The sequence below is a fragment of the Paenibacillus algorifonticola genome, assembly GCF_050481745.1.
In the GTDB taxonomy this organism is placed as follows: Bacteria; Bacillota; Bacilli; order Paenibacillales; family Paenibacillaceae; genus Pristimantibacillus; species Pristimantibacillus algorifonticola_A.
In genome coordinates this window covers 447367-470915 of record NZ_JBCNGR010000008.1, presented here as the reverse complement: position 1 = coordinate 470915, position 23549 = coordinate 447367, and the positions used below count along the sequence as shown (strand labels likewise).

Sequence of the window (23549 nt, the reverse complement as noted above, 5' to 3'; positions counted from 1 at the left end):
AAAGTTCCTCCTTTTCTTGCAATATCCCCTTTAGGCCAGCTTCTCATACTTTATGCCAAGTTAGAAGTAAAAGCTGCCGCCAGGGCTGTTGCGGCATCATTTCCAAAATGGGGTTGTTAAGCAGGAAATGAGCCGATATAATGGAAGTAAATAAATTAACGATAATCGATAATTTGGAATAGGGACGTGTTCATGTGCCAGAAAATCCAGCAATCGTACCAATTCATTCTATTAGTACACATGTGTACATGAAGCTCAAGAAAGAGATTTTGGCTGGCGAGCTTCAACCGGGTGCCCGCCTTATTGTACTTGAAATCGCCGGCCAATTCCAGATTAGCCAGGCTCCTGTAAGGGAGGCGCTTGAACGGCTCAAGCAGGAAGGGCTCATTATTGGCGTTCCGAACAAAGGCTCGGTAGTGTCCAACATAACGGCGAAGGAAATCAAGGACTTGTTCGTGCTGCGCGAAATGATTGAAGGCTTCGCAGTTAGGCAGGCGATGCCGCTGTTGACGGAGCAGGATTTTTCCGAGCTGGCGGGTATTATTGTGCAAATGGATCAAGCTGTTAAGCAAAACGATATACTGAGCATTTTGGAGCTGGACATGGATTTTCACGGTTTTTTCTATCGTAAATGCGACAACGGGGCCATTTTAACGCTATGGAAGGATATGAAGACGAAGCTTATGCGATTCATGGCGATTTCCAATCGGCATTACACGACACTAGGGCTGGCAGATTACCATACTGTACTTATTGACGTGCTGCGCAAAGGGGATGTTGCAGCGGCCGAGCAGGCGTTTATCGACCATATGCACGCCTACAAAATCATTCATCTGGATTAGGCCGCGACGAAAGTCGAGGGGCAACTTGCTTGTTAACCTTTCAATTTAAAGGGGAAATGGAGCATGCTGAAGGAAGAGAAATGGCTGAAAGACGATTATATGCTGACATGGATGAGGGATCGTTTGCTGCAAGAGCTGATGTCGGAAAGAGGCGGTGGCCGAGCGAATATGAAGGAGCAGTTGGCGAAGCTGAATGTAAGCCCTTATTTTACGTATCCGGCTGTAGCCTTGCTTGCGCCTGCGGCTTTTTTTCATCATGAGCATGATCGGGTCGGTTATATGGAGAAAATAAGGGAATATTTGCAGCCGCGCATTCCGGCGGGAAGCGTTCTTTTTTTAGATGAGGAGCATCGGCTCGTGCTGCTGTTTTCCTGGGTGTCGAAGAAGATGCTCGATAATGTGCAGGCGATGCTGGGGGAGCAATTTTCCGATCCGATTACGATTGGCGTAGGGAAGCCCTGTGGCTATTTGCATGAAGTGAAGCATTCTTATGAACAGGCAGGGCAAGCGCTTAAGCATCAATTTTATCAGGGCATTGGCGAAATTATTTATTATAGCGAGCTTCGTGCTTATGTGCCGCTTCAGGACTATCCGGAGCATAAGGAGAAGGAGCTGTACGATGCTTGCCAGGCGGCGACGTCGGAAGGGCAGCTCGAAGAAGCGGTAAAGGTGTTTTATCGCAGCGTGATGCGCAGCGGGCCGATTGCGATTTCACATATGTATGAGCTGACGCTGCGTTTGCTCGTGGGAATGGAACGAAGAGTGCTGGCTGGTACGGATGCCGCTGTAGCTAATAAACCTTATGAGATTTTATCCATTCTAAAAATGAAAACGCTTCATGAGCTGGTTCGCTGCGTCAGCGAATTTGTTACGAGCTTGTGGAAGGCGGTGTCGCCTTATCAGGGCGAGAGCCATCGCAGCATTATTAAGAAAACGATGTATTATATGGAGCAGGAATGCCAGCATGTTTCGCTGCAAAGCGTGGCGGAGAAGGTGTATATGACGCCGACCTATTTGAGTCTGCTGTTCAAGACGAATACCGGTAAAACGTTCATCGAGCATTTGACCGATATCCGCATCGACAAGGCGAAAGCCATGCTCAAGACGACGCATTTTAAAAACTATGAAGTGGCGGAAAAGGTAGGCTATCAGGATTCACGCTATTTCAGCCAAATTTTCAAGAAACGGGTTGGCTTGTCTCCAAGCGAGTACCGGGAGTCGGCAGGGCATTAGATTGGGAAGCATAAATGAAGAGGGAGCCCGCGCAGTGGCGGGCTCCCTCTGTATTATAGACAGTCTGGCAGCCAGTTATAATGCTCTTACCTCTGCTTCAGACAAGCCGCTTGCTTTGGCGATAAGCGCAATTTCGATGCCTAATGCCAGCATGTTTTTGGCAATTTCAATCGCTTTTTGGCGTTCGCCTTTTTCAATCCCTTTCTCTATTCCTTTCTCCATTCCTTGTTTCATGCCCTTTTCCGTAGCCCATTCAATCATGGAAGCCTCATCGTGCAAAAACTTCTGCCGCTCCTCATACAAACGGCGAGCCTCCCCATCCTGGCTTAGAAACTCTAATGTATCCATCGCTTTGCCTAGCGTCGGTTCATTCATCTTTAGCACCTCCCAATTTGATTTATGGGCACCTTTCAGAAATAACAGCCAATTGATTAAGCCGCCATTATGAGGCAGAGTACCGTTTGCTCCAATAAAACAGAGTACGTTTCTCTATATCGTATTTGTTGAATAACTGCATTTCAATATTAATCAGCTTACCCTCAGATGTTTTGGCCCAAATGTCAAAAATGGACTGTTTGTCCAACGGAGCATCCTTATCCGTATAGGGGTTTAAAAGTACAATTTCAGTTAGCGGAGGTTCATTTGACTCGGCAAAAGTGCGATTTAAAAAGGCGAGCAATACATCTTTATTTTCTTCACTGCCAAAAATGCGCTTAAAGACGAAATCATTACGAGGATCAAGCAATTCGTTCATCCCAAATCAGCACCATTCAACATGATTATACCATGCAAAATAAGAAACCTTAACGAAAGTTGATCAATTCGTGGAGGGAGGGATTTCAGGGAGAGAACATGTTGGCACAAATGCAGTTGAAAGCATGGTATGGTTTAATCGAACTAATGGTTGTCCAGTGAAAATAGAAAATTGATAAAAATGTAGATAATTGTCAGTATTTGTTTATGACAAAATATTATATTGCATACAAGAGTGAGCGATTTGGCGAAGCAATGTCAAAGGAAGAGGCTATTAAAAGGTACTTCGAATTGAAGGGAGAATTCAAAGACTTATGTATTCTGGTCTACGACAGCAATGATAGACTGATTCAGCGGATTCCTAAAAAGGGCTAATTGAAAAATGCGAAAAGGTCAGGAAATTTTTCCTAACCTCCTTTTGCGTTCTATAGACGCACATCGCTCCGCGGCCCATCATGCTCTCTCTTCTTCGCATCCTCAAGCTCATCGTCCCAGCTCAAATGCCGATATTCCGCTGCGGCATCATCGTTGTTAAACCAGTCGATAAAGTCCTGCCAAAGGGCTGTATTCCACGCAGCGTCTATTTGCGCCGTTGAATACACCTGCTGCTTAAGGCGAATGAAGCCGAATACGTCGCGCACCTGCGACTTCTCCGCCTGTACAACGGTCAGCTCAGCCAAATGCGGCGGAATAAAAATAACTCCCGCTGGCGTGCCCAGCACGACGTCCCCTGGCATGCATATCGCCTTGCCTATACGTGTTGGCACGTTCATTCCGACCATCGTCACATCGGCAATCGCTGTCGGATCGCTGCCCCGATAATAGACGTTAATGCCGCCGATTTCCTTCACCTGCTGATTATCGCGAATACCGCCCCAGATCACGGCCCCGCCGCGCTTCGTGCGGGTGGCAATCGCTGTAGATAAATTGCCGCCAACGTAAGTGCCGCTATGAATTTTATCGAACATGTCGACGACGACCACATCATCCTCCACTAGAGAATCAATGACCCACTGGTTGAAAAAGCCGTGGCGATTCTCCTGCTCATGCCCGTAATCAAGCAGCGTTTCATGCAGGTCGGGCCGCTTGGGCACCATGACCGCAGTAACCGCACGCCCGACCATCACCTGCTCGGGATGCATGATTTTGAACTCTCCTTCGAATTGAAACGTGTAGCCGCGATTCCACAGCGGACCCCACGCTTCCTCCAGCGTTATTTTTCGCATGCGTCGCAATATATCCTCATCTACTTTAGGGCGTCCATTCTCAAAGCGCTCGCCCTCCCAAAGCGGGGTCAATTGCCTTATATCCTCCGGATTATCGAATCTCATTTTGCAGCACCTCTTCCGTTACTGTAATTGGTTCAAGGATAGAGCTGTTCAAGCTATAGTTTTATTGTTGCGGACTGCGGCAAATTTGTCGATGCGACGTTTTTAAGGTTTTACAAAGCGAACTATAAAAAAATCCAACCATATCATAAAATTGTCTCCTTCATTTGTGAAAGCGTTTTCGTATAAAGTAAGGCTAGACAAAAAGCAACTGACTCAGGCAAGCATTTGACTCGAATAAGCAAAGGGAGGGGAGAAATGGGGTGAAGCGTAAAGATAACCGGATTACCCATTTGGCTGGTTACGTATTTATTTCGCCATGGCTGCTAGGATTTTTACTGCTGACATTGTGGCCGATTGCCCAGTCATTTTATCTATCCTTTACGGAGTATTCGCTGCTCGAAGCGCCGCAGTGGACCGGGATGGACAACTACGTCAACATTTTTACGAATGATTCCACCTTCACGACATCGCTCAAGGTTACGTTCATGTTCGTGCTGTTCTCCGTGCCGCTGAAGCTATTTTTCTCGCTAATGGTGGCACTGGCGCTGAATAAAAGCTTGCGCGGCATGAATATTTACCGCACTGCGATTTATTTTCCGTCGCTCATCGGCGGCAGCATTGCAGTAGCGGCGCTGTGGCGAAATATGTTCAGCCTGGACGGGTATGTGAATCAGGTGCTTGGCTGGTTTGGCATTCAAGGCGTCGCCTGGATATCCAATCCCGATACGTCGCTGGCTACGCTGATCCTGCTTAATACGTGGCAGTTCGGCTCCACCATGGTTATTTTTCTAGCGGGGCTTAAGCAAATTCCGCAGGAGCTGTACGAATCCGCTTCGGTGGACGGAGCGGGCAAGACGCGGAAATTTTTCAGCATTACACTCCCCATGCTCTCTCCCGTTATGTTTTTCAACCTGGTGCTTGGCATTATTGGATCCTTTCAAACGTTTACGTCCGCGTACATTATTACGAAGGGCGGGCCGATCAACTCAACCTACATGTACGCCATGTTCCTCTATGAAAAAGCATTTAAGCATTATCAGATGGGCTATGCCTCTGCACTGGCCTGGATCCTGCTCGTCATTGTAGCTCTGCTGACGATCATAAACTTTGCCGCTTCCCGCTATTGGGTATTTTACGAGTCGGATGGAGGGAAAGCGAAATGAGAAGGCTGCGGGCAAAAAGCTTCGATCATGTATTTCTGGCGTTGTTCTCCTTTATCATGATTTACCCCGTCATTTGGTGGGCGGGCGCTTCGCTCAAAAAAACGTCCGAGCTGAGACTGCCGACCATTTGGCCTTCCATTCCGATGTGGGAAAATTACAGCAAGGGCTGGCATTTCTCTGGCGAATATACGTTTGCCCACTTTTTCGGCAATACGCTGCTGATGGAGCTGGGCAATGTAGCAGGCGGCGTCTTGACAGCGGCCATTGTAGCTTATGGCTTCGGCCGCTTGTATTTCGGGCTTAAAGGCTTCTGGTTTTCGATTTTGCTGCTGACGATGATGCTGCCAGGCCAGGTAACGGTCGTGCCGCAATACATTTTGTTCAATAAGCTGGGGCTGGTGGACAGCTACGTTCCGCTTGTGCTGCCGCATTTTTTCGGGGGCGGCGCCTTCTTTATTTTTTTGCTAGTGCAGTTTATTCGCGGCATCCCGCGTGATCTTGATGAGGCGGCCAAAATCGACGGAGCTTCCGTCTACGGCATTTTTCTGCGCATTATTTTTCCGCTCATTAAGCCAGCGCTTGTGACCGTGGGAATTTTCACCTTTATTTGGAGCTGGGACGATTTTTTTGCGCAGGTGCTGTATTTAAGCTCGGTTGAGAAGTTCACGGTCGGTCTTGCGCTGCGCATGTTCATTGACCAGTTCGATATTCAGTGGGGGCAGCTGCTTGCGATGTCGTTGCTGTCGATTATGCCTTCCGTTGTCATCTTTTTTCTGGCCCAGAAGCACTTTGTAGAAGGCATTGCTACAACAGGACTCAAAGGGTAACGGCTTTTGTGAAAAGCGCTTCTAGAAAAAGGTATTTCATTTGAAGGGGATGAGCGGATAATGGAAAAAAGGTGGCTGAAAAGCAAAGGCTGGGCAATGCTGACGCTCGCTGTAATGCTGACAATGACCGCATGCAGCGGCAATAGCGGGAGCGGCGGAGGCAACCAGGGTGCGCAGCCAAGCTCGGCAACGGAGACGGCAGCGGCTGAGGGATCAAGCGAGGCAGCGACGACGCTCAGCATTATGTGGTGGGGCTCGGATGCTCGTCATGAAGCGACGAAAAAAGCGCTGGACATTTATGCTCAGCAATTTTCAAATGTGAGCTTCAAGCCGGAATTTATGGCCTGGGATGCTTATTGGCAGAAGCTTCCGACGCTGGCAGCCTCCAAGTCGATTACCGATGTGCTGCAAATGGATGCGGCTTACATTCAGGAATACGTATCCAGAGGCCAGCTGGAGGATTTATCCGACATAGACTTGACCGGCATTGTGGACCCGAATGTGCTGAAAAATTTGCAAATAAACGGCAAGCTGTATGGCATCCCGCTCAGCCAGAACGCGCAGGGCTTCGCTTACAACAAGACAGAGCTGGAGCAGCTCGGCATCCCGCTGCCGCATAAGGATTGGACCTATGATGAGTTTTTTCAGTGGGCGAGGGATGCTCGTGCCAAGCTGCCGGAGGGCAAATATCCGATTGGCGATACATCGACCTGGGATGGCTTCAACTATTACCAGACGGCGATGGGCAAACCGCCCATTATGTCAGACGGCGGCAAAACGTTCACGCTCGACAAGGAGCTGTTCATGACGTTTTATGGCATTTATGATGATTTCCGCAAAAATAAAATCGTTCCACCAGCAGAGCTAGCCGCTTCTTTCCTGGAAAATGACCCGCAAGCCGACCCTATGGCTTCAGGCGTAGTCCTGACGCGAGGCGCGACGACTGGCTCTGTAAGCGCGCTGGAGCAGCTGATGCCTGGCAAGCTGGGCGTTGTCAATTTGCAGACGGGACCGGCTGGCGGCGGCTGGGCGCAGTCGACGATTTTCCTTAGCGTAAGCGCCAATTCGAAGAATAAAGAGGAAGCGAAGAAGTTTGTGAAATGGTTTATAACGGATCAGGAGGCGGGCAAGGCACTTGGCTTGACGCGCGGGCTGCCCATTAATCCGGAAATATTCAAGGCGCTTGAGCCGACGCTCGAAGCCAAGGATTTGCTGGGCAAGGAGATTTATGATATGTCGGTGGACAAAGCGCTGCCGTTTTATTCACCTGCTGCTGGATTTTCGGAATGGGTGGATACGTACAAAAAAGAAATGGATGCCGTCTCCTTCGGCCAGCAATCGCTTGAAGACGCCTTTAATAAAATCGACAAGCTGGGCAAGGAGCTAGCCGCCAAAGCGGGAAAATCTTAATTCGCGTAATGGATGCAGAGCTTATAAACGAAGTAGGAGGAATTTTAAATGCAGCTGGCAGAATTTTTCTCGTCGCGACCTGACCGTCTATGGCAGCTCGCGAAGCAAATGGATGTCAATCACGCGGTGAGCGGTCTGGCATGGGACGAAAAAAGCGAAAAGCCTTGGGAGCTTATGCCTCTTATTCGCATGAAGCAGCGTTTTGCTGACAGCGGCATTGAACTGGCTGTCATTGAATCGATGCCGCCAAGCAATGAAATTAAGCTTGGCACAGCGGGGCGCGATGCGGAAATTGAAACCTTTCAGCAGTTTATTGTCAATATGGGGAGGGCGGGTATTCCTGTGCTGTGCTACAATTTTATGGCGCAGTTCAATTGGTTCCGCACCTCAACGACGACGCGTACGCGGGGAGGGGCGCTCGTCTCCAGCTACGATCACAGCTTAATGCGCGATGCCCCGCTTACCGAGGCGGGCGTCGTATCCGAGCAGCAGCTGTGGGAAAATCTGCATTATTTTATGGAGCAGATAGTGCCTGTGGCGGAGGAAGCGAAGGTGAAGCTGGCGCTGCATCCCGATGATCCGCCGATTACGCCGATTCGCGGGGTATCGCGTATTTTGCGCAGTGCAGATGCTTTGCGGCGCGCCATTGATCTTGTGCCAAGCGCTTATAATGGCATTACGCTATGCCAAGGTACGCTGGCGACGGCGGGGGAGCATATCCCCAGTGTCATTCGTCATTTTGCCGGGCAGGATAAAATGTTTTTTGTTCATTTTAGAGATGTGCGCGGCACAGCGGAGAAATTTGAGGAAACGTTCCACGATGATGGCATTACCGACATGCTGGAGGCGATGTACACCTACTATGATGTCGGCTTCACAGGACCGGCAAGGCCCGATCATGTGCCGACAATGGAAGGCGAAACGAATGATAATCCTGGCTATGAGCTGCTGGGACGTTTGTTCGGGGTAGGCTACATTAAAGGGTTGATGGAGGCGGCGTCCAGACGGCAAACGGAAGGCGCGCAAGCCAGCGCAAATGCGGCAGCAGCACTGAAAATAGCGGTAGAATAAGATACAGTTATAGGGGAAAAAAGGTACTGCCCTCGGCTGGCATGTTGACATGCTGGCCAAGAGCAGCACCTTTTTTAAAATGTAGAGAAAGGATATGATTTTCTCATCCTTTCTCTATATTTCTACGCGAAACGGTAGCTTTGCCGCCAGAGGATGGCGACAGCCGTTTCACCTTGTTGCAGCTAAATTAAGCCTCCAGCTCAATCGTGAAGCTGGCTTCCAAAGCTTGGTCCGGCTGCACCATGACAAGTCCTTTTTTGTGGTTCAAGGCTTCATTCGGGGCAGTCCATGGCTCGACGCATATAAAAGGCTTGCCTTCTACCGACCAAATGACGGTTGTCCCGAATACTTCGCTGTAGCTCAATTTAATATGCTGATCACCGAAGGGGAAGGAAATTTCCGGTGTAGTAGCATCAAGCAAAGCGACCGATTCAACGAGCCCGTTCAAATCCAGCGGGCCAGCAAACGGCTTGACCTGATTATCGTTGTAATCCAGCGCTTGCTGCGCGTCAGAGCGGTAAGTCAGATTTTTATCGGCAATTGCAAAATAAGGATGGAAGCCGGCATGTACAGGCATGCTGGTCTCGGACAAATTGCTGTATATTTGTTCTATGCTCAGCTTGCCATCCTTCAAGCGGTAAGTGAATATCAGCTTGAAATTGAAAGGATAGGCCGCCTGCGTCTGTGCGCTGCTTTCCAGAGAAAGCGTAAGCGAGGCTCCATTGTCGGTAGACTGCCCTTCAACGTCCCATGATGCTTGGCGGGCTACGCCATGATTACGCATATTATATCTTACGCCATCCCATTCATAGACACCATTTTGCAATTGGCCGCAAATCGGAAACAAGACGGGAATGCCGCCGCGAATGTTGGCATCTGGATCAATAAAGGTATCGCGATCAAGGTACAGCAGCTCTTGGCCTTGCAGCTGGCAGCCGATTACAATGCCGCCGCGCTCAGGGCAGATGAGGACGCGGGAATGAGTCGCATCTTCTGTAAGCTCATAGATCTGATACGTATCTGTAAAGCTGGTTACTTCATAGCCTGCTTGGTTTGCAGTCATTTCTCTACCTCCAATAGGTGCACTCCTGTTTTTGTAATGCCTTTAACACTTCCCGTCCATTATAACAAGTTCAGCAGCAATAATGGAATGATTTGTGAAAGTGAGCCCGCTTGCAACAACTTGCCTCCTGCACCCGTCTATTCATTGATCAAATTTATGGATTAGGGAGTGGGCACCATTTCAAATTTACCGCATGCACCACATTCTGCCCCGTCGATGGGAAGCCGTACTTCTGCAAGGAAGAACAGTTCTCCTGTGAGCAAACGCAAGAAGCCTGGCTTTTGGCGGGTAGTGGCAGCGTTATTCGCTGCCATCCTGATTTCATCCCTGCTTTTCCTGAGCTGGTTTTTCTTTACCGCTTCAGGAACGAGCCTTCGCTATAAGCTGGCGGATGCGTTAATTACAACCCAGCACCGCTTTCTGGCAAAATATTTAATAGGCGAGCAGGGCCTTGCTGATCGTGTAGCTGATTATGCCAAGCAGTTTCAGGAGATGGGCGAGGAGCTGGACACCCATCAAATTACGCTGCCGACTGGTGCAGGTGACCATGCTGCAGAGTCGCTGACCAGCGTAGAGGAAGTCGATGGCAAAGGTTATCACGGTTTTCTCATGACGGTGAAGGACCCGACGAAAATCCGGCTCGTCGTACCGGAGAAAGCGGGACGAGGCGAGAAGGTAGGAAGCATGGTCAAGCGGACAGGTGCCGTTGCTGGCGTCAATGCCGGAGGGTTTGCCGATCCAGAGTGGCAGGGCAATGGCTTTCAGCCGATTGGGCTTGTCATTACGCAGGGGGAAATTTATTATAACGGCCTTGGCAAGGATGCAAGTGCGCAAATTGTCGGACTGGACAAGCAAGGTAAAATGCTGGCAGGCCGCTATTCGATCAAGGAGCTTATGAAGCTGGGCATTTCTGAGGCGGTCAGCTTCGAGCCGCGAATGATTGTGAATGGCAAAGGCTTGATCAAAAATCACGCCGATGGCTGGGGTGTCGCGCCACGGACGGTGATGGGGCAGAAGGAGGACGGCTCGATTTTGTTCCTCGTCATTGACGGCAGGCAGATCGGCTACAGCATTGGCGCCGATCTGTATGACTGCCAGCAAATTATGCTGGAGCATGGCGCGGTCATTGCTGCCAATCTGGATGGCGGCTCCTCTTCCGTGCTAATCAAGGAGGGTGGCGACCTCATTAATAAGCCCTCCTCTAAAAGTGAAGGCGGGCGTTATCTGCCGACCGCGTTTCTCGTATTTGATGACCCATCTGCGGTGAACGTACCGAACGTATGGGCAGGGCTTAACCCCGGGGACATTGATCCTTCCAAGTGGTAAAAATCTGAAATAAACAGCAAAAAAGCAAAAACAAACAAGCTGCTTCACTAATCCCCTTAGGGCATGTGAAGCAGCTTGCTTCTTATGAACACTTATTTATTTTAGAATAATGTTGCTTTCTTATCCTTCCTGTTGCCTAACTCCACAAACGGTCGTTCGACAGCAGCTTGTTCCACGAGTCAGTGGACTCCCAGATGCCAGGAACATCGGGATGCAGATGCTCGGCAAGCACCTCGTCATTCAAATCATCAATGCCTAGTCCAGGCGCATCGCTGACTGTAATGAAGCCATTCTGTACCAGCTTGTTTGGCAGCTTGCTGCTAATCATAATATCATCCCACCAAGGCACCTCGCAGGAATGGTATTCGAGGGCGAGGAAATTTTCCGTTGCAGCTGCGACATGAGCTGCCGCGAGGCAGGCAATCGGACTTTCTGCCATATGGATAGCCATTGCTGCGCCGTAGTCCTGCGCCATATCGCCGATTTTTTTCGTCTCTAAAATTCCTCCGGTCGTGAGCACATCCGGATGAATGACGGATACGCCGCCGGCTTCCAGCAAAGGCTTGAAGTTTTCCTTCAAATAGATGTCCTCGCCCGTACAGATCGGTGTTGCAACTGCCCGTGCAAGCTTAGCGTACTGCTCGGTATACTGCCACGGCAGCATATCCTCCATCCAAGCGAGGTTGAACTTCTCGACGCGGCGGCCAAGCTTGATGCAGCTTTCCAGTCCGATATGTCCAAAGTGGTCGATGGCGAGCGGTACCTGATAGCCGATGACGGATCGGACATCTGCTACATATTGCTCAAGCAGATCGAGCCCTTTTTCAGTCACCTGAATGGCGGTAAATGGGTGAGCAATATTATAAATATCATAATGGCGGTTCGTTATTTCGCGAAGCTGATCATCCGACATGCCGTCAAAATTTTGATTGTAGCGGTTGCGCGATTTTTCCCGCATTTCCTCCAGAAAGCCGAGCGGGGCGCTTAGGGTGCCCGGTTCATGGATGATCTGGCCAATGCCGAGATCCATTTTTAGAAAAGTAAAGCCTTCGTCCATGCGTTTCTTGAGCGCCTCGCCCATAGCCTTGCCGGTGTCTTTGCCTACGACTTCCGTATCGCAGTACATGCGAATGCGGTCGCGAAAGCGTCCGCCCAACATTTGATAGACAGGAACGCCGTACGCTTTTCCAGCCAAATCCCATAGGGCAATTTCAATGCCGCTTACACCGCCGCCTTGACGGGCATGACCGCCGAACTGCTTGATGCGGCGGAACAACTTATCAACATGGCAAGGATTTTCACCCAGCAGCCGTGCCTTTAGCATTTGCGCATACACTTTATCGGCTCCGTCACGCACTTCGCCAAATCCGACCAGCCCCTGATTTGTATATACTTTAATGAGGCTGCTATGGAAAGGACCTCCTACAATGTCAGTGAACCGGATATCAGTAATGCGCAGCTCTGTCGGATTCGAGCTTGTTCGCACATGGGCCAGCGTTTCCTCGTACGTTTCTTTATTAATCACAACCGTCACTCCCCTATTATCGATATAATTTGGCTTACCGGCCGCTACAGCAGCATGCTGCCCCCGTCCAAACGAATGGCAGAGCCGGTCATAAACTCGCTTTCTTCGGATGCGATAAAGCAGACGAGACGGGCGACATCAAGCGGCTTGCCGACACGTCCGAGCGGAAACTTTTTGCGGATATCCCGCTTTGGGCGTACGGACTTTGCTCCGTCAGGGTTTGAGACATCCGGTCCAATGGGCCGGGATTCTCTTGCAGACTGCACGCCAACGTCAATTTGCCCAGGCTCAATGATATTGACGGTAATGCCATACTTAGCCAGCTCGATCGCAGCTTCTCGCCCGAGCATGCGGATGCCGCCCTTGGTCATGGAATAAACAGCGTCAAAATCAGTTGGCCGCTTGCTGTGAACTGATGAGATGAGAATGATACGGCCTCCGGCAGCGTTGTTTTTCATAAAAGGAATAACGGCTTGCATACACTGCCAATAACCCTTCAAATTAATGTTCATCATGCGGTCAAAGGACGTTTCATCATGATCAAACAGCCCATAATTAAGCTGCAAAGCGGCATTGTTGACTAAAATATCGATTGTTCCGTCAGCCTCCTCCGCAGGAAAGGCAAATGCGGCTTGCTTCATCAAACGTTCGATTTCTGCTTTGCAGGCAACATCGGCTTGCGCGAGCACTGCCTCGCCACCGGCCGCCTGAATTTGCGCTAGCGTTTCTTTCGCTCCGGCATCGCTGCGATTATAATGAATGATGACCTTTGCGCCACATTGTGCGAGCTGGACGGCAACACCTTGGCCGATGCCTGTTCCTGCGCCTGTTACGAGAGCTACTTTGCCTGTCAGGTCCATGCTCATCCTCCTTGATCGCTCAGCTCTGGTGGACGCTTCATATTGAAATCCATATAATGCTGCAAAAATCCGCCATCTAGCCGAATGTCTGCGCCATTAATATATCGCGCCTCACCAGAGGACAAGAATAGGGCAAGCTGCGCCATATCATCGTAGCTGCCGAGTGCTGCATTTGGCACTTTGTAAGCGTAATCCTCATACAGCGAGGATAGCTCGCTTGCGAACCGCTTATCATCGCCTTCTATTGGGCCCAGCTCAATCGTATTGACAGTTATGCCGCTGCGCCCAAGTACGAGAGCTGCTTCTTTCGCCAGCATGCTGACCGCGCCTTTGGACGCGCTGTAGGCGAAGGAGGAGCCGGCCGGCTTCTGCGCATGAATCGAGGAGACGTAGATGATCGACCCTGACCCGGCATCAGCCATTTGCTTGCCAACTATCTTCGTGCATATAAAAGCGGATTTAGCGTTCGTATGCAGCAGATCTAGAAACAAATCCTCCTCACCATATTCAATAGAGATAGGTTTCATGAGATCATTATTATGAATGAGTGCATCTACATTTGCTCGGCCAAGCTTGGTCGCTGCTTGCTCCAGCATCGCTTGCAGCCCACTGCTGCTGCAAAGATCTGCAGCGCTCACGAAGACCTGAAGTCCTGCGGCGCTAGCCTGCTTAAGCTCCTCGTTAATAAGGGCGCCGCCCGACATGCTATTTAAAATAAAATGCGCGCCCTGCTCGGCAAAAAGGCGGAAAAGCGCTCTTCCAGAGCCGCTGTCCGCATCGGTAATAAAGACGACTTTATCTTTTAGCCTCATCGTAGTCATGAATCCCCTCCACCGGACGGATTGCTTATAATCAGCTAATGTTCAATCCTCCTTTATCTTAAAGGTTTGACCCAACTAGTTGCGATGCCGTAAATTTATGATTTTGTTTGAATTTTATATGAAGGATAAATCGCGGCGACTGCTTGTGTCTCGCTTAGGTATCAGGTACTATTAGTGATGAACATATTGCTTTAATCGGCAGCCTTTTACAAAAAAAGTGAAACATGCACAGGCTTGCACCGTATAAGGTAAAAGGGTTCAAAGAGAAGAGACTAGATAAAAATGAGGGAAGTCTATGGAAGCGTTGCGCATATTTTTTGCCCATCCAGTTGTGAGGAGAATATTGTTTATTATGTTGGTTGTGCTGTTGTTCTACAGCCTTCACAATATGCTCAATTTACTGCTGCTCCTCTTTCTTGTAACGTTCGTTATGGGACGGCTTGAAGGATTTATTACGAAAAAGCTCAGCAAGCTGTTTCCGGTATCGCCCATTTTGGTGACGGTTGTGTTATACGTATTGCTTATGACCGGTTTAGTATTCGGGATATCAAATTATTTGCCTAAAATTATCAATCAAGTCGTGGATATGATTAATAATATTACGAGGTTTTTAGACACCTCTCAAGACAATCAGGTTGTCGGAATGCTGGTCGATGCTTTGGAGAAGGTGGACTATCAGAAGTATCTGGGCAATGCCGTTGATTATATTATGAAGCTGGGAAAATGGCTGGAAATTATTTTGTTCGTAATATTGCTCAGCTTTTTCTACCTTTTGCAAAAAAACAAGGTCAATCAGTTTACCGAGAAATTCCGTTATAGCAAGATTTCCTGGGCATACCGAGAGTTTCATTATTTCGGCGGCAAATTTGCTTCTTCCTTCGGCAAGGTGGTAGAGGTTCAATTGCTAATAGCCCTGTTTAACACAATACTCACGGTAATTGGTCTTTGGATACTTGGTTTCCCCTATTTAATCGCGCTGACGATTATGGTATTTCTGCTCAGTCTGATTCCAGTAGCAGGCGTTATCATTTCGTTCATCCCGATTGGTATTATCGGCTACCAGATTGGCGGGCTGCCGATGGTGCTGTGGGCGATCGGCATTATTTTGTTCATACACGCGGTGGAGACGTATTTCCTTAATCCAAGGCTGTATGCGCACAAAACAAAGCTTCCGATGTTCTACACCTTTATCATCCTCATCTTCTCCCAGCATTATATGGGCATATGGGGACTCATTATCGGTATTCCCATCTTCATGTTCCTCATGGATGTGCTGGATGTGGAGAAGCCGGAAAAGGCAGCGCTTGACAAAAAACCACTGTAATTCAGTGGTTTTTTTTATTGCACGAATTCGGTCGCGCTCCGCGTATAATTTCGATTCAATATATTGGTGAGCGGCTAGCCTGTTTGAAAGCATGGTTCCTGGGTCGTAGGCTTATGCAGGAAGCAATAAGGTAACCACTGGCAGCAGCTCCTCCACCGAAGGCGGCGGAACAACCGGGACAAAGATGGCTATAACGAAATTACAGTGGTATGGTCAGGCAGGTGATATAGTAGTTGAAGCAGGCTGTTATACTCGGTTTGAGAGCAAGCGGACACAGGGATTTCCTGTCGTTCGCTTGTTTTCGATGGAGCTGTTGTATAAATTTTTACATAAGATAAATAACAATTTAGCAAAATCTATTACTATTCGTAATGAATAGGTCGATAGTATTATTAGTATCTGTTGATTAATGTATTGTGTTTGATTGAGGGGAAACTTTCGGCAGATCATATATAGATATATAGATAAAAGAGAGGGAGTGGTTAATGTTTAGAATTCTCTAATAAATAAACCGGTATAAGGCAAAGGTTCGAATGGGAACTTAGCAAGTTTCAGTAATAGAACTTTAGTCGCAGTCACGGGTGGGAAACAAATAGAATGCAGCCAACTGCAACAGCCGGATGACTGAGCCGTGAACGAACCGTCCCAATCATTTTTTGCGTAGCATTACATCACACACATAGGAGCGTTGACAGAATGCAGTTCATAAAACGAATGTCCTTTTTCTCTAAAAATTTGCTGCTTGCCTTCTTTAACATCGTATTAATTGGATCGATCTTAATTGCATCAAGTTACATCATTCAAAAGGATATTTTGATTAAGCAGCTTCGAGGACAAATTAGCGCCATTACACAGGAATGGGCACAGGAAATGGAACCTGCGAAAATCCAGCAAGCGATCACTGAGAAAAGCTACGAAGGTGCCACCCAATTGGAATTGAAAGAAACGCTGGATCTGATACATAAATATAACCCGAATATCGCACAGGCTTATGTATTCGGAACTGAGCTGACGAATGGCAATCAAACGTCAATTATTGCTATGCCTACGAATCTGGTAGAAGCTTTCTCCAGCGAAAATATGGGTGTGGGCACGATGTATGAGCAGCCAGCGGCGATGTCGACCGCTATAGTGGAAATGCTGAATACAGGAGTGCCTACCTTCACCAGCTTTTACACCGATGATTTCGGCATTTGGACGACGATTCTTTATCCAATCAAAGACAGCGGTGGCAACGTATTCGCTTTCTTCGCGGCGGATGTAGATGCGAGCGCGGTGCCTAACGGTCTGCACACGCTGCTGATCAGCGGCATTTCGATCATGCTTATTTTCCTTGTGCTCATTTTCTTGCTTCAGTTCTTTATTTCACGAATGACCATGAAGCCGATTAAAGAGCTTATTAAAGGCATTGAGGAAGTAAGTGCCGGCAACTTAAATATCGAGCTGAAATCTGGCGTGGACGATCTCGGTGTCGTCAATCACAAATTCAACATTATGATTGGCCGAATCAACGACATGATGGTCAAAGTGCGTCTAACGTCGAATGCGGTAACCGATTCTGCTAAATCCTTGTATGAGTTTTCCGAAAATAACAGCAAAACGGTAGAAGAAATTACCGAGAACATGCGCGAAATCAACGTTGAAATCGCCAACCAGGAGTTGTCCTCCGGCGAAGCTGCCAAAGCGATGAACGAGATGTCGACCGTTATTCAGAACATTGCCCACAGCTCGTCGAGCGTAGCAGAAGAAGCTGGCGATATGGAGCACAAATCGAAGGAAGGCAATAAAGTAGTCGGCCAGGTTGTTGAGCAAATGGAGCAGATTGAGAAGTTTGTGGTGGAGTCATCAAGTGCGATTCAATCCCTTGCCAGCCGCTCGCAGGAAATTGAAAATATCGTTTCGCTCATTATGGGCGTTGCGACGCAGACGAATCTTCTGGCGCTTAATGCAGCGATTGAGGCAGCAAGAGTCGGCGAGCATGGCAAAGGCTTTGCAGTTGTAGCAGGGGAGGTTCGCAAGCTGGCTGAGCAGTCCAATAGCTCGGCAACTCAAATTTCCGGATTGATCAAGGAAATCCAGCAAGAAATTACAACGGCTGTAAATGCCCTGAATTTGGGGACGGGCCAAGTTCGTACAGGCTTACAAATTTCCAGCGAGACGGGTTCGCTTCTGGACGATATTTTGACAGCTACTCGCAGTGTAACGCTGCAAATTCAAGAAGTATCAAGCTCCACAGAGCAGATTTCTGCAGGTACGGAAGAATTGACGGCTACGGCTGAAAATCTGTCGACTTCGGCAGGCATTACAGCAGCAAACAGTGCGAAAATTTCCAAATCGATTGCCGAGCAAAAAGAATCGATGAAAGCCATTGTGGAATCATCGACACAATTGACACAAATGTCGGAAGAGCTGCAGGAGCTCATCAACCATTTCCAGGTCCGTACTTCTTAATCCCGGTATAACTATCATAAAGGGAGCCCTGCGGCTGTGTGGCAGCTGCGGGGCAAATCCCCCACAGGAGGTTTTACAATTATGACGGAAAATAAACACACTACAACTAACCAGATTGCTTCCAGCGAATTTGTCTTATTAATTCCACTAGATTTTTCGCGTCATAACCGCACGTATTCTTATGCAACGGAAGATTACGCGCTGGGCGAACAGGTAAGCCAACTGATAGAAACGAGAGAAGAAAAGGATTTAGAAGCAGAGGCCGCTGCGGCGTATGCAGCGCTCTTATACCGACTTTCAAGCGAGAAGCAGCTGCTCATCGGTGTGCAGAATAGCCAGGGTAACGATAAGCCATGGTTAGTCCAGATCGAAGAAACGCCTACATTTGATAGCCTAAAAACCTCGTTAGTGCAAGCTGTAAATGACGGATCAACCTCGGAACAAGCCCATTATGACACTCGCTTCTCGCATCGACACACGGTACAGCCTACTTCGGAAATTATCAGCCTTCAACTTCTGAAACGCAGTGGAAAGTGGCAGCTCAGCATGCAATATGACCGATCGTTGCTGGAGAAAGCAACCGTCGACCGCTATGCCGCTTATTATAAGACGCTGTTCACAGCAGCTTTAACTGATCTGGCCGCTCATGTGGCAGCCATTGATCTATTAACCGCCGAGGACCAGCTCGTCTATGAGAAAATGAATGCGACAGCTGTCGCTTATGACCGCAAGCAGACGATTCATGGCATGATTGAGCTTGCTGCAGCGCAGCATGGAGAGAGAACGGCAGTATCATCTATACACGGGGAGCTTACCTACCGTGAGCTCAATGAGCAGGCGAACCAAATGGCGAACCTGTTGATCAGCAAAGGCGTGAGCAAAGGCGATTTCGTTACCATTTACATGGAGCGGAGCTTGGAGCTCATTGTCAGCCTGCTTGGCATTTTGAAGGCGGGAGCCGCCTATGTGCCGCTCGATCCCGAGCATCCAGAGGAGCGCAATCGCTACATTTTGCAAGATACCCGGTCGGTGTTTGTACTGACCAAAGCGATATACAAAGAGCAGGCGCAGCATCAATCCGAAGGACTTGAGCAGTTGAAGGAAATTATCGTAGTGGAGCATATCGCTTATGACAGGATAGAGGCTTCGAACCCGAACGCTCAGGTAGCACCGGATGATTTGGCCTATATTATTTATACATCTGGCTCTACGGGAAGGCCGAAGGGAGCTCTCATCGCGCATGAAGGAGTCGTCAATCTCGGCGACACGGTGCGGCAGGATTGTGAAATTGGGCATGAGGATATACTGACGCAGTTCGCCACCTACAGCTTTGATGCATCGGTATGGGATACGATTGGAGCGCTGTTCTATGGTGCGCATTTGTATTTATTGTCTCCAGAGGAACGCGTGTCTGTAGAGGAATTTGCTTCAGCGATCGAACGGACGAAAACGACGATTATTACGATTTTGCCTACCGTCTTTTTTAACCAGCTTTCGGCCTATTTGTCGGATGAGGGCTACAAAAAGCTTGCAGGCGTAAAGCTGATCACTGTAGCAGGAGAGGCGCTTTATGGCGAGCAGGTTCGGGCGTTCCAGCGGAAGTTCCAGGACAATATTGCTATTGTCAATGTATATGGCCCAACGGAATGCACGGTGTGTACAACAACTCATAAAATCAGCGGTTATATTTCCGATGATTTGACAAACGTACCAATCGGCAAGCCGATCCAAAACTACAAAGTGTATATCGTCAACGAGCTGAACCAGCTATGCCCTGTGCATGTACACGGCGAGGTGCTGATTGAGACGATCGGCCTGGCGAAAGGGTATTTAAATCAGCCGGAGAAAACGGCGGACGCCTTTGTCGCCAATCCATTTGGCGACGGTCAAATTTATAAGTCAGGCGATATTGCGAAGCTGCTGCCGGACGGCACAATTGAATACGTGGGACGCCGGGATTCGCAAATTAAAATTCGCGGACATCGCATTGAGATTGGGGAAATCGAAGACAGCTTTTCGAAAATCACCAATGTGCAAAACGTAGCAGTCATCTGCAAAAAAGATGCACAGGAGCAAAATATGCTCGTAGGCTTCTTTACTTCAAAGGACGGTAAGCCGCTCACTACCGTTACCATTAAGCAAGAGCTGAGCGATAAGCTGCCCTCGTATTTTGTACCGAAATGGATCGTCCAACTGGACGAAATGCCGATTTCTCCAACCGGAAAAATCGACCGGAAAAGGCTGCACAGCTATTCCTACCAAGAGGAGCAGATCAGCGTCGACTACGTTGCCCCTCAAAATGGCATCCAACGAATGATTGCGGGCGCATGGGCCGAGGCACTCAGCCTCGTTCATATCGGCATTCATGATGATTTCTTTACGATTGGCGGCGACTCGCTCGGAATTATTCATATTTTGGCCAGTCTCAAGCCGTATTACCCGGAATTGAAAATTAATGATTTATTTCAATATAGAACGATCGAAGCGATTGCCGCTCGCATCGAGCAGCTTGCTGCCGAAGCGCCAGAGCAGCAGGAGACGGCCCGCCATGTTGGGCCAGCTATGCCACTGGAAGAGCTGCCAGCTATGCGTTATAAGTCTGAACCGTCTGTCAGCTTTGAGCAGCGGACGAAGGCCGTGCTGTTAACTGGAGCTACTGGATATCTAGGCGGTTATTTGCTTTATGAATTGCTTATGCAAAGCGACGCGACCGTTTATTGCCTCGTACGGCCAGGAACAGAGCCGGGTGAAACGAGACTTCGGAGCCATCTTGCGTATTATTTTGGTGATGCAGCTATTCCATTAATGGAAGGGCGCGTTATAGCAGTAGAAGGCAATTTGGAAATGCCGCGGCTCGGGCTTGAGGAGCAGCAGTATCAGCAGTTAATGAGCAGTCTGGATGCAATTATGCACAGTGCAGCGGATGTGAGGCACTTTGGCGAAGAGGGACAGTTTGCCCGTACGAATGTGAATGGGACGGCGTATTTGCTGGAGCTAGCCGCAGTTTGCCGCCAAACGGTTCGCTTCCACCATATTTCTACGCTTGGCATTCCAGAGGACTTGGCTTTAAGCGGGCAATGGGAAGCCGTTGTAGCCGCTGGAGAGCTTGCCCCAGAGCTGCGTGTCGAGAGCTTGTATACGAATAGCAAGATGGAAGCAGAGAAGCTGCTGTATGCTGCTGCTGAGCAGGGCGTTCCCGTCAGCATTTACCGGGCAGGCAATTTGTCCTGCCACTCGGTAAGCGGAAGCTTCCAGCGCAACATTGACAGCAATGCATTTTACCGTATGCTCAAATCGATGCTGCTGCTTGGACAAGCGCCAGAGGTTACTTGGGACATCGATATTACGCCCATTGATTATGCGGGCCAGTCGATTGTCAGTCTGGCATTGCAGCCGGAAACGGCAGGAGGTGTCTACCATATTTGCAACCCGGAGCCACTGCCTTACGGATCGTTGATGGACATGCTGCGCAGCAATGGCTACGCCATAGAGACGTCAAGCCCAGCCGCCTATACGAAGTGGCTGCTTGATAAAGCCATCCCGAAAAATCAGGAGGGTGTGCAGCTTGCGATCGCGCAATTGGAAGGCGATGGGGCGAAGGATTCTGCCTATCGCTACAGCTGCGAGCGAACAAGCGCTGCTTTGCAGCATTCGGGCATTACATGCGCAGCGCCTAATGAGCAGCTAATCGGAAATATGCTTGCGTATGCAACGTCGATTGGCTACTTTCCGCAAGCGAGCGAGCGCCGCCCGGTCAGATAGTAAGCAAAATGATAAGCAAAACGCCAAGCATCAGACCTGCGAAGGACTGGAGCTTGGCGTTTTTTTACTAATAAGCAGTGGAGTGGATTAAAAGCTAGGGTTTGGCTTCTGGAAGCTTCTGCTAAGGTTTTCAGCGTCTAGATCGCGCACACGCTTCTCGAAATCCTCTAGAACATCAATTAAATAGGATTGGCCGTCAGATTCTGCTTTGAAAATAAACTTATCGGCATCGTGAATGACCACATCGTGGCCGCACAATTTAAGGCATTTGGCATAATCTTCTACAGTGGGGTGCTGGTTCTCTTCCAGAAAAATCAACCCGTGCAGCATCTTCGTTTCATGGGGGCGAATGATTTTGAAATGAACGGTATGTTGGATAGACATATGGGCTTCCTCCTTATTCTTCCGGGCTCGCTTCTATTATAATCCATTAGGCGCAGTGAAGCTGTGAAAAATGTTACAATCTTTTAGACGAAGCTAACAGGAGGCAGTCGCATCTATATTGACAATAACTGAATGATCATTTATTATTAGCGAAGGAGCTTGATTTAAGTTTTCGAAGGTTTTATTTTAATAAATGATCGTTCGTTTATAAGGAGTTTATTTTTCATTAACCATAATTTAAAGGAGTAATCGCCATGCTGACTGCTATTATTGTGCTTGCTGTACTGCTGCTTGCGGTAATGCTTGTTTTAAAGTTCTATCCTGCGCTTGGAGGCGTATTAACGAAGGAGCAGCTTGCGGCATTCTCACGTTTGCCCCATTACAAGGACGGCAAGTTTAAAAATTTGAGTGCGCCGGCCATGGACAACAGCGCAAGCAATCTATTTTCCATGCTGCGCGATTATATGAAAACAAACCCAAATCGCAAGCCGCAGGCTAAGCTGCCGCTGCAGCAGCTGCAATTTGGCGGGGACGATAAGGGCGAGCAAGCGCGAGTCACTTGGTTTGGACATTCGGCTATGCTGCTGGAGCTGGATGGAAAACATATATTACTCGATCCGATGTTTGGCCAAGCGCCATCACCGTTCCCTTTTTTCGGAAACAAACGTTATAGTGGCAAATTGCCATTTGAAATTGCCGAGCTGCCACAAATTGACGCTGTTGTGTTATCCCATGATCATTATGACCATCTGGACTATGATTCGATTCTCAAGCTTAAAAACAAAGTCCGCCGCTTTATCGTTCCGCTCGGCGTAGGCAGCCATTTGGAGCGGTGGGGAGTGGAGAAATCGATCATAACCGAGCATGACTGGTGGGAGGAGCTGGAGTTTGAAGGCATTCGGCTCACGGCCGCTCCAGCGCAGCATTTTTCAGGACGCAACCTCAACAACCGGGATTCTACGTTGTGGTGCTCCTGGGTAATTACAGGACGCGCAGCTAACATTTATTTTAGCGGAGATAGCGGTTATGGCGCGCATTTCAAAGAAATTGGCGAGAAATACGGTCCGTTTGACCTGACCCTGATGGAATGCGGACAATATGATCCGCGCTGGGCGTCGATTCATATGATGCCGGAGGAAACGGTGCAGGCCCATGTCGATGTAAAAGGAAAAACGCTGCTTCCGATTCATTGGGGAGCTTTTACACTCAGTTTCCACGACTGGAATGATCCAGTAGAGCGCGTGACGCAAGCGGCCAAGCAGCTGAATGTGCAAGTTGCAACGCCAATCATTGGCGAACCGGTAGCCGTTGGAGCTGGCCGGCTTCCATCCTCCATTTGGTGGAAAACTGCGCAGTGAGAGGCTAATTGAAAATCTAACTATAAATTCAATTAAAAATCTAAA

At 48.8% G+C, this 23549-nt stretch carries 17 protein-coding genes and 1 pseudogene; 11 read left to right on the top strand and 7 right to left on the bottom strand.

Annotated features, from left to right (window positions below; translation table 11 throughout):
* Positions 1–194: 194 nt before the first annotated feature.
* Together ABEW34_RS09660 and ABEW34_RS09655 are read left to right on the top strand one after the other, a co-directional pair.
* Positions 195–842: a GntR family transcriptional regulator gene (locus ABEW34_RS09660; protein WP_430157577.1), complete on the top strand. Its 648-nt coding sequence runs from the start codon at positions 195–197 to the stop codon at positions 840–842.
* Between the two features lie 63 nt (positions 843–905).
* Positions 906–2075, top strand: coding sequence for a helix-turn-helix domain-containing protein (locus ABEW34_RS09655; protein ID WP_430157574.1), 1170 nt, complete (start codon positions 906–908; stop codon positions 2073–2075).
* A 75-nt stretch (positions 2076–2150) separates the two neighbouring features.
* On the opposite strand, the pseudogene ABEW34_RS09650 reads toward ABEW34_RS09655, so the two are convergent.
* Both ABEW34_RS09650 and ABEW34_RS09645 read right to left on the bottom strand, forming a co-directional pair.
* Positions 2151–2829, bottom strand: a pseudogene (locus tag ABEW34_RS09650) (Rpn family recombination-promoting nuclease/putative transposase).
* Positions 2830–3253: 424 nt separating this feature from the next.
* Positions 3254–4159, bottom strand: coding sequence for an RraA family protein (locus tag ABEW34_RS09645; RefSeq protein ID WP_430157571.1), 906 nt, complete (start codon positions 4157–4159; stop codon positions 3254–3256).
* Between the two features lie 260 nt (positions 4160–4419).
* Between ABEW34_RS09645 and ABEW34_RS09640 the strand changes: the two genes are divergently transcribed.
* From ABEW34_RS09640 to ABEW34_RS09625, 4 genes are read left to right on the top strand one after another with little or no spacing between them, the layout of a single operon-like run.
* The gene (locus ABEW34_RS09640) at positions 4420–5322 is read left to right on the top strand and encodes a carbohydrate ABC transporter permease (RefSeq protein ID WP_430157568.1); all 903 of its coding nucleotides are present in this window, start codon (positions 4420–4422) and stop codon (positions 5320–5322) included.
* Entirely contained in the window at positions 5319–6149 is an 831-nt protein-coding gene (locus ABEW34_RS09635) for a carbohydrate ABC transporter permease (RefSeq protein ID WP_430157565.1), read from the top strand. Before ABEW34_RS09640 ends, ABEW34_RS09635 begins: the two co-directional genes overlap by 4 nt.
* Positions 6150–6209: 60 nt before the next feature.
* Positions 6210–7559, top strand: a complete 1350-nt coding sequence (locus ABEW34_RS09630; protein WP_430157562.1) for an ABC transporter substrate-binding protein — start codon at positions 6210–6212, stop codon at positions 7557–7559.
* Positions 7560–7607: 48 nt separating this feature from the next.
* Entirely contained in the window at positions 7608–8630 is a 1023-nt protein-coding gene (locus tag ABEW34_RS09625) for a mannonate dehydratase (protein ID WP_430157560.1), read from the top strand.
* A gap of 187 nt (positions 8631–8817) precedes the next feature.
* On the opposite strand, the gene ABEW34_RS09620 is transcribed toward ABEW34_RS09625, so the two are convergent.
* A complete protein-coding gene (locus ABEW34_RS09620; RefSeq protein ID WP_430157557.1) occupies positions 8818–9693 on the bottom strand; it encodes an aldose epimerase in 876 nt (291 codons plus the stop codon).
* Positions 9694–9909: 216 nt separating this feature from the next.
* Between ABEW34_RS09620 and ABEW34_RS09615 the strand changes: the two genes are divergently transcribed.
* Positions 9910–11019, top strand: coding sequence for a phosphodiester glycosidase family protein (locus ABEW34_RS09615; protein ID WP_430158545.1), 1110 nt, complete (start codon positions 9910–9912; stop codon positions 11017–11019).
* 136 nt (positions 11020–11155) lie between these two features.
* Here ABEW34_RS09615 and ABEW34_RS09610 read toward each other — a convergent pair whose 3' ends face one another.
* Genes ABEW34_RS09610 through ABEW34_RS09600 form a run of 3 tightly spaced genes read right to left on the bottom strand, consistent with a single transcriptional unit; the run spans position 11156 to position 14225 of the window.
* Positions 11156–12544, bottom strand: coding sequence for a mandelate racemase/muconate lactonizing enzyme family protein (locus ABEW34_RS09610; protein ID WP_430157554.1), 1389 nt, complete (start codon positions 12542–12544; stop codon positions 11156–11158).
* Between the two features lie 44 nt (positions 12545–12588).
* A complete protein-coding gene (locus tag ABEW34_RS09605; RefSeq protein WP_430157551.1) occupies positions 12589–13404 on the bottom strand; it encodes an SDR family NAD(P)-dependent oxidoreductase in 816 nt (271 codons plus the stop codon).
* 2 nt (positions 13405–13406) lie between these two features.
* Entirely contained in the window at positions 13407–14225 is an 819-nt protein-coding gene (locus tag ABEW34_RS09600; RefSeq protein WP_430157548.1) for an SDR family NAD(P)-dependent oxidoreductase, read from the bottom strand.
* 295 nt (positions 14226–14520) lie between these two features.
* On the opposite strand from ABEW34_RS09600, the gene ABEW34_RS09595 reads away from it, so the two are divergent.
* The 3 genes from ABEW34_RS09595 (at position 14521) to ABEW34_RS09585 (ending at position 21762) form a co-directional block, all read left to right on the top strand.
* Positions 14521–15549, top strand: coding sequence for an AI-2E family transporter (locus ABEW34_RS09595; protein ID WP_430157545.1), 1029 nt, complete (start codon positions 14521–14523; stop codon positions 15547–15549).
* Positions 15550–16245: 696 nt separating this feature from the next.
* Complete coding sequence (locus ABEW34_RS09590) at positions 16246–18000, top strand: methyl-accepting chemotaxis protein (protein ID WP_430157542.1); 1755 nt, start codon at positions 16246–16248, stop codon at positions 17998–18000.
* An 81-nt stretch (positions 18001–18081) separates the two neighbouring features.
* Complete coding sequence (locus ABEW34_RS09585) at positions 18082–21762, top strand: amino acid adenylation domain-containing protein (protein ID WP_430157539.1); 3681 nt, start codon at positions 18082–18084, stop codon at positions 21760–21762.
* 87 nt (positions 21763–21849) lie between these two features.
* On the opposite strand, the gene ABEW34_RS09580 is transcribed toward ABEW34_RS09585, so the two are convergent.
* Positions 21850–22146 carry a hypothetical protein gene (locus ABEW34_RS09580; protein WP_430157536.1) on the bottom strand — a complete coding sequence of 99 codons (297 nt, stop codon included), beginning with the start codon at positions 22144–22146 and terminating at the stop codon, positions 21850–21852.
* 254 nt (positions 22147–22400) lie between these two features.
* Here ABEW34_RS09580 and ABEW34_RS09575 point away from each other — a divergent pair, with 254 nt between their 5' ends.
* The gene (locus tag ABEW34_RS09575; RefSeq protein ID WP_430157533.1) at positions 22401–23504 is read left to right on the top strand and encodes an MBL fold metallo-hydrolase; all 1104 of its coding nucleotides are present in this window, start codon (positions 22401–22403) and stop codon (positions 23502–23504) included.
* The last annotated feature ends 45 nt before the right edge of the window (positions 23505–23549 follow it).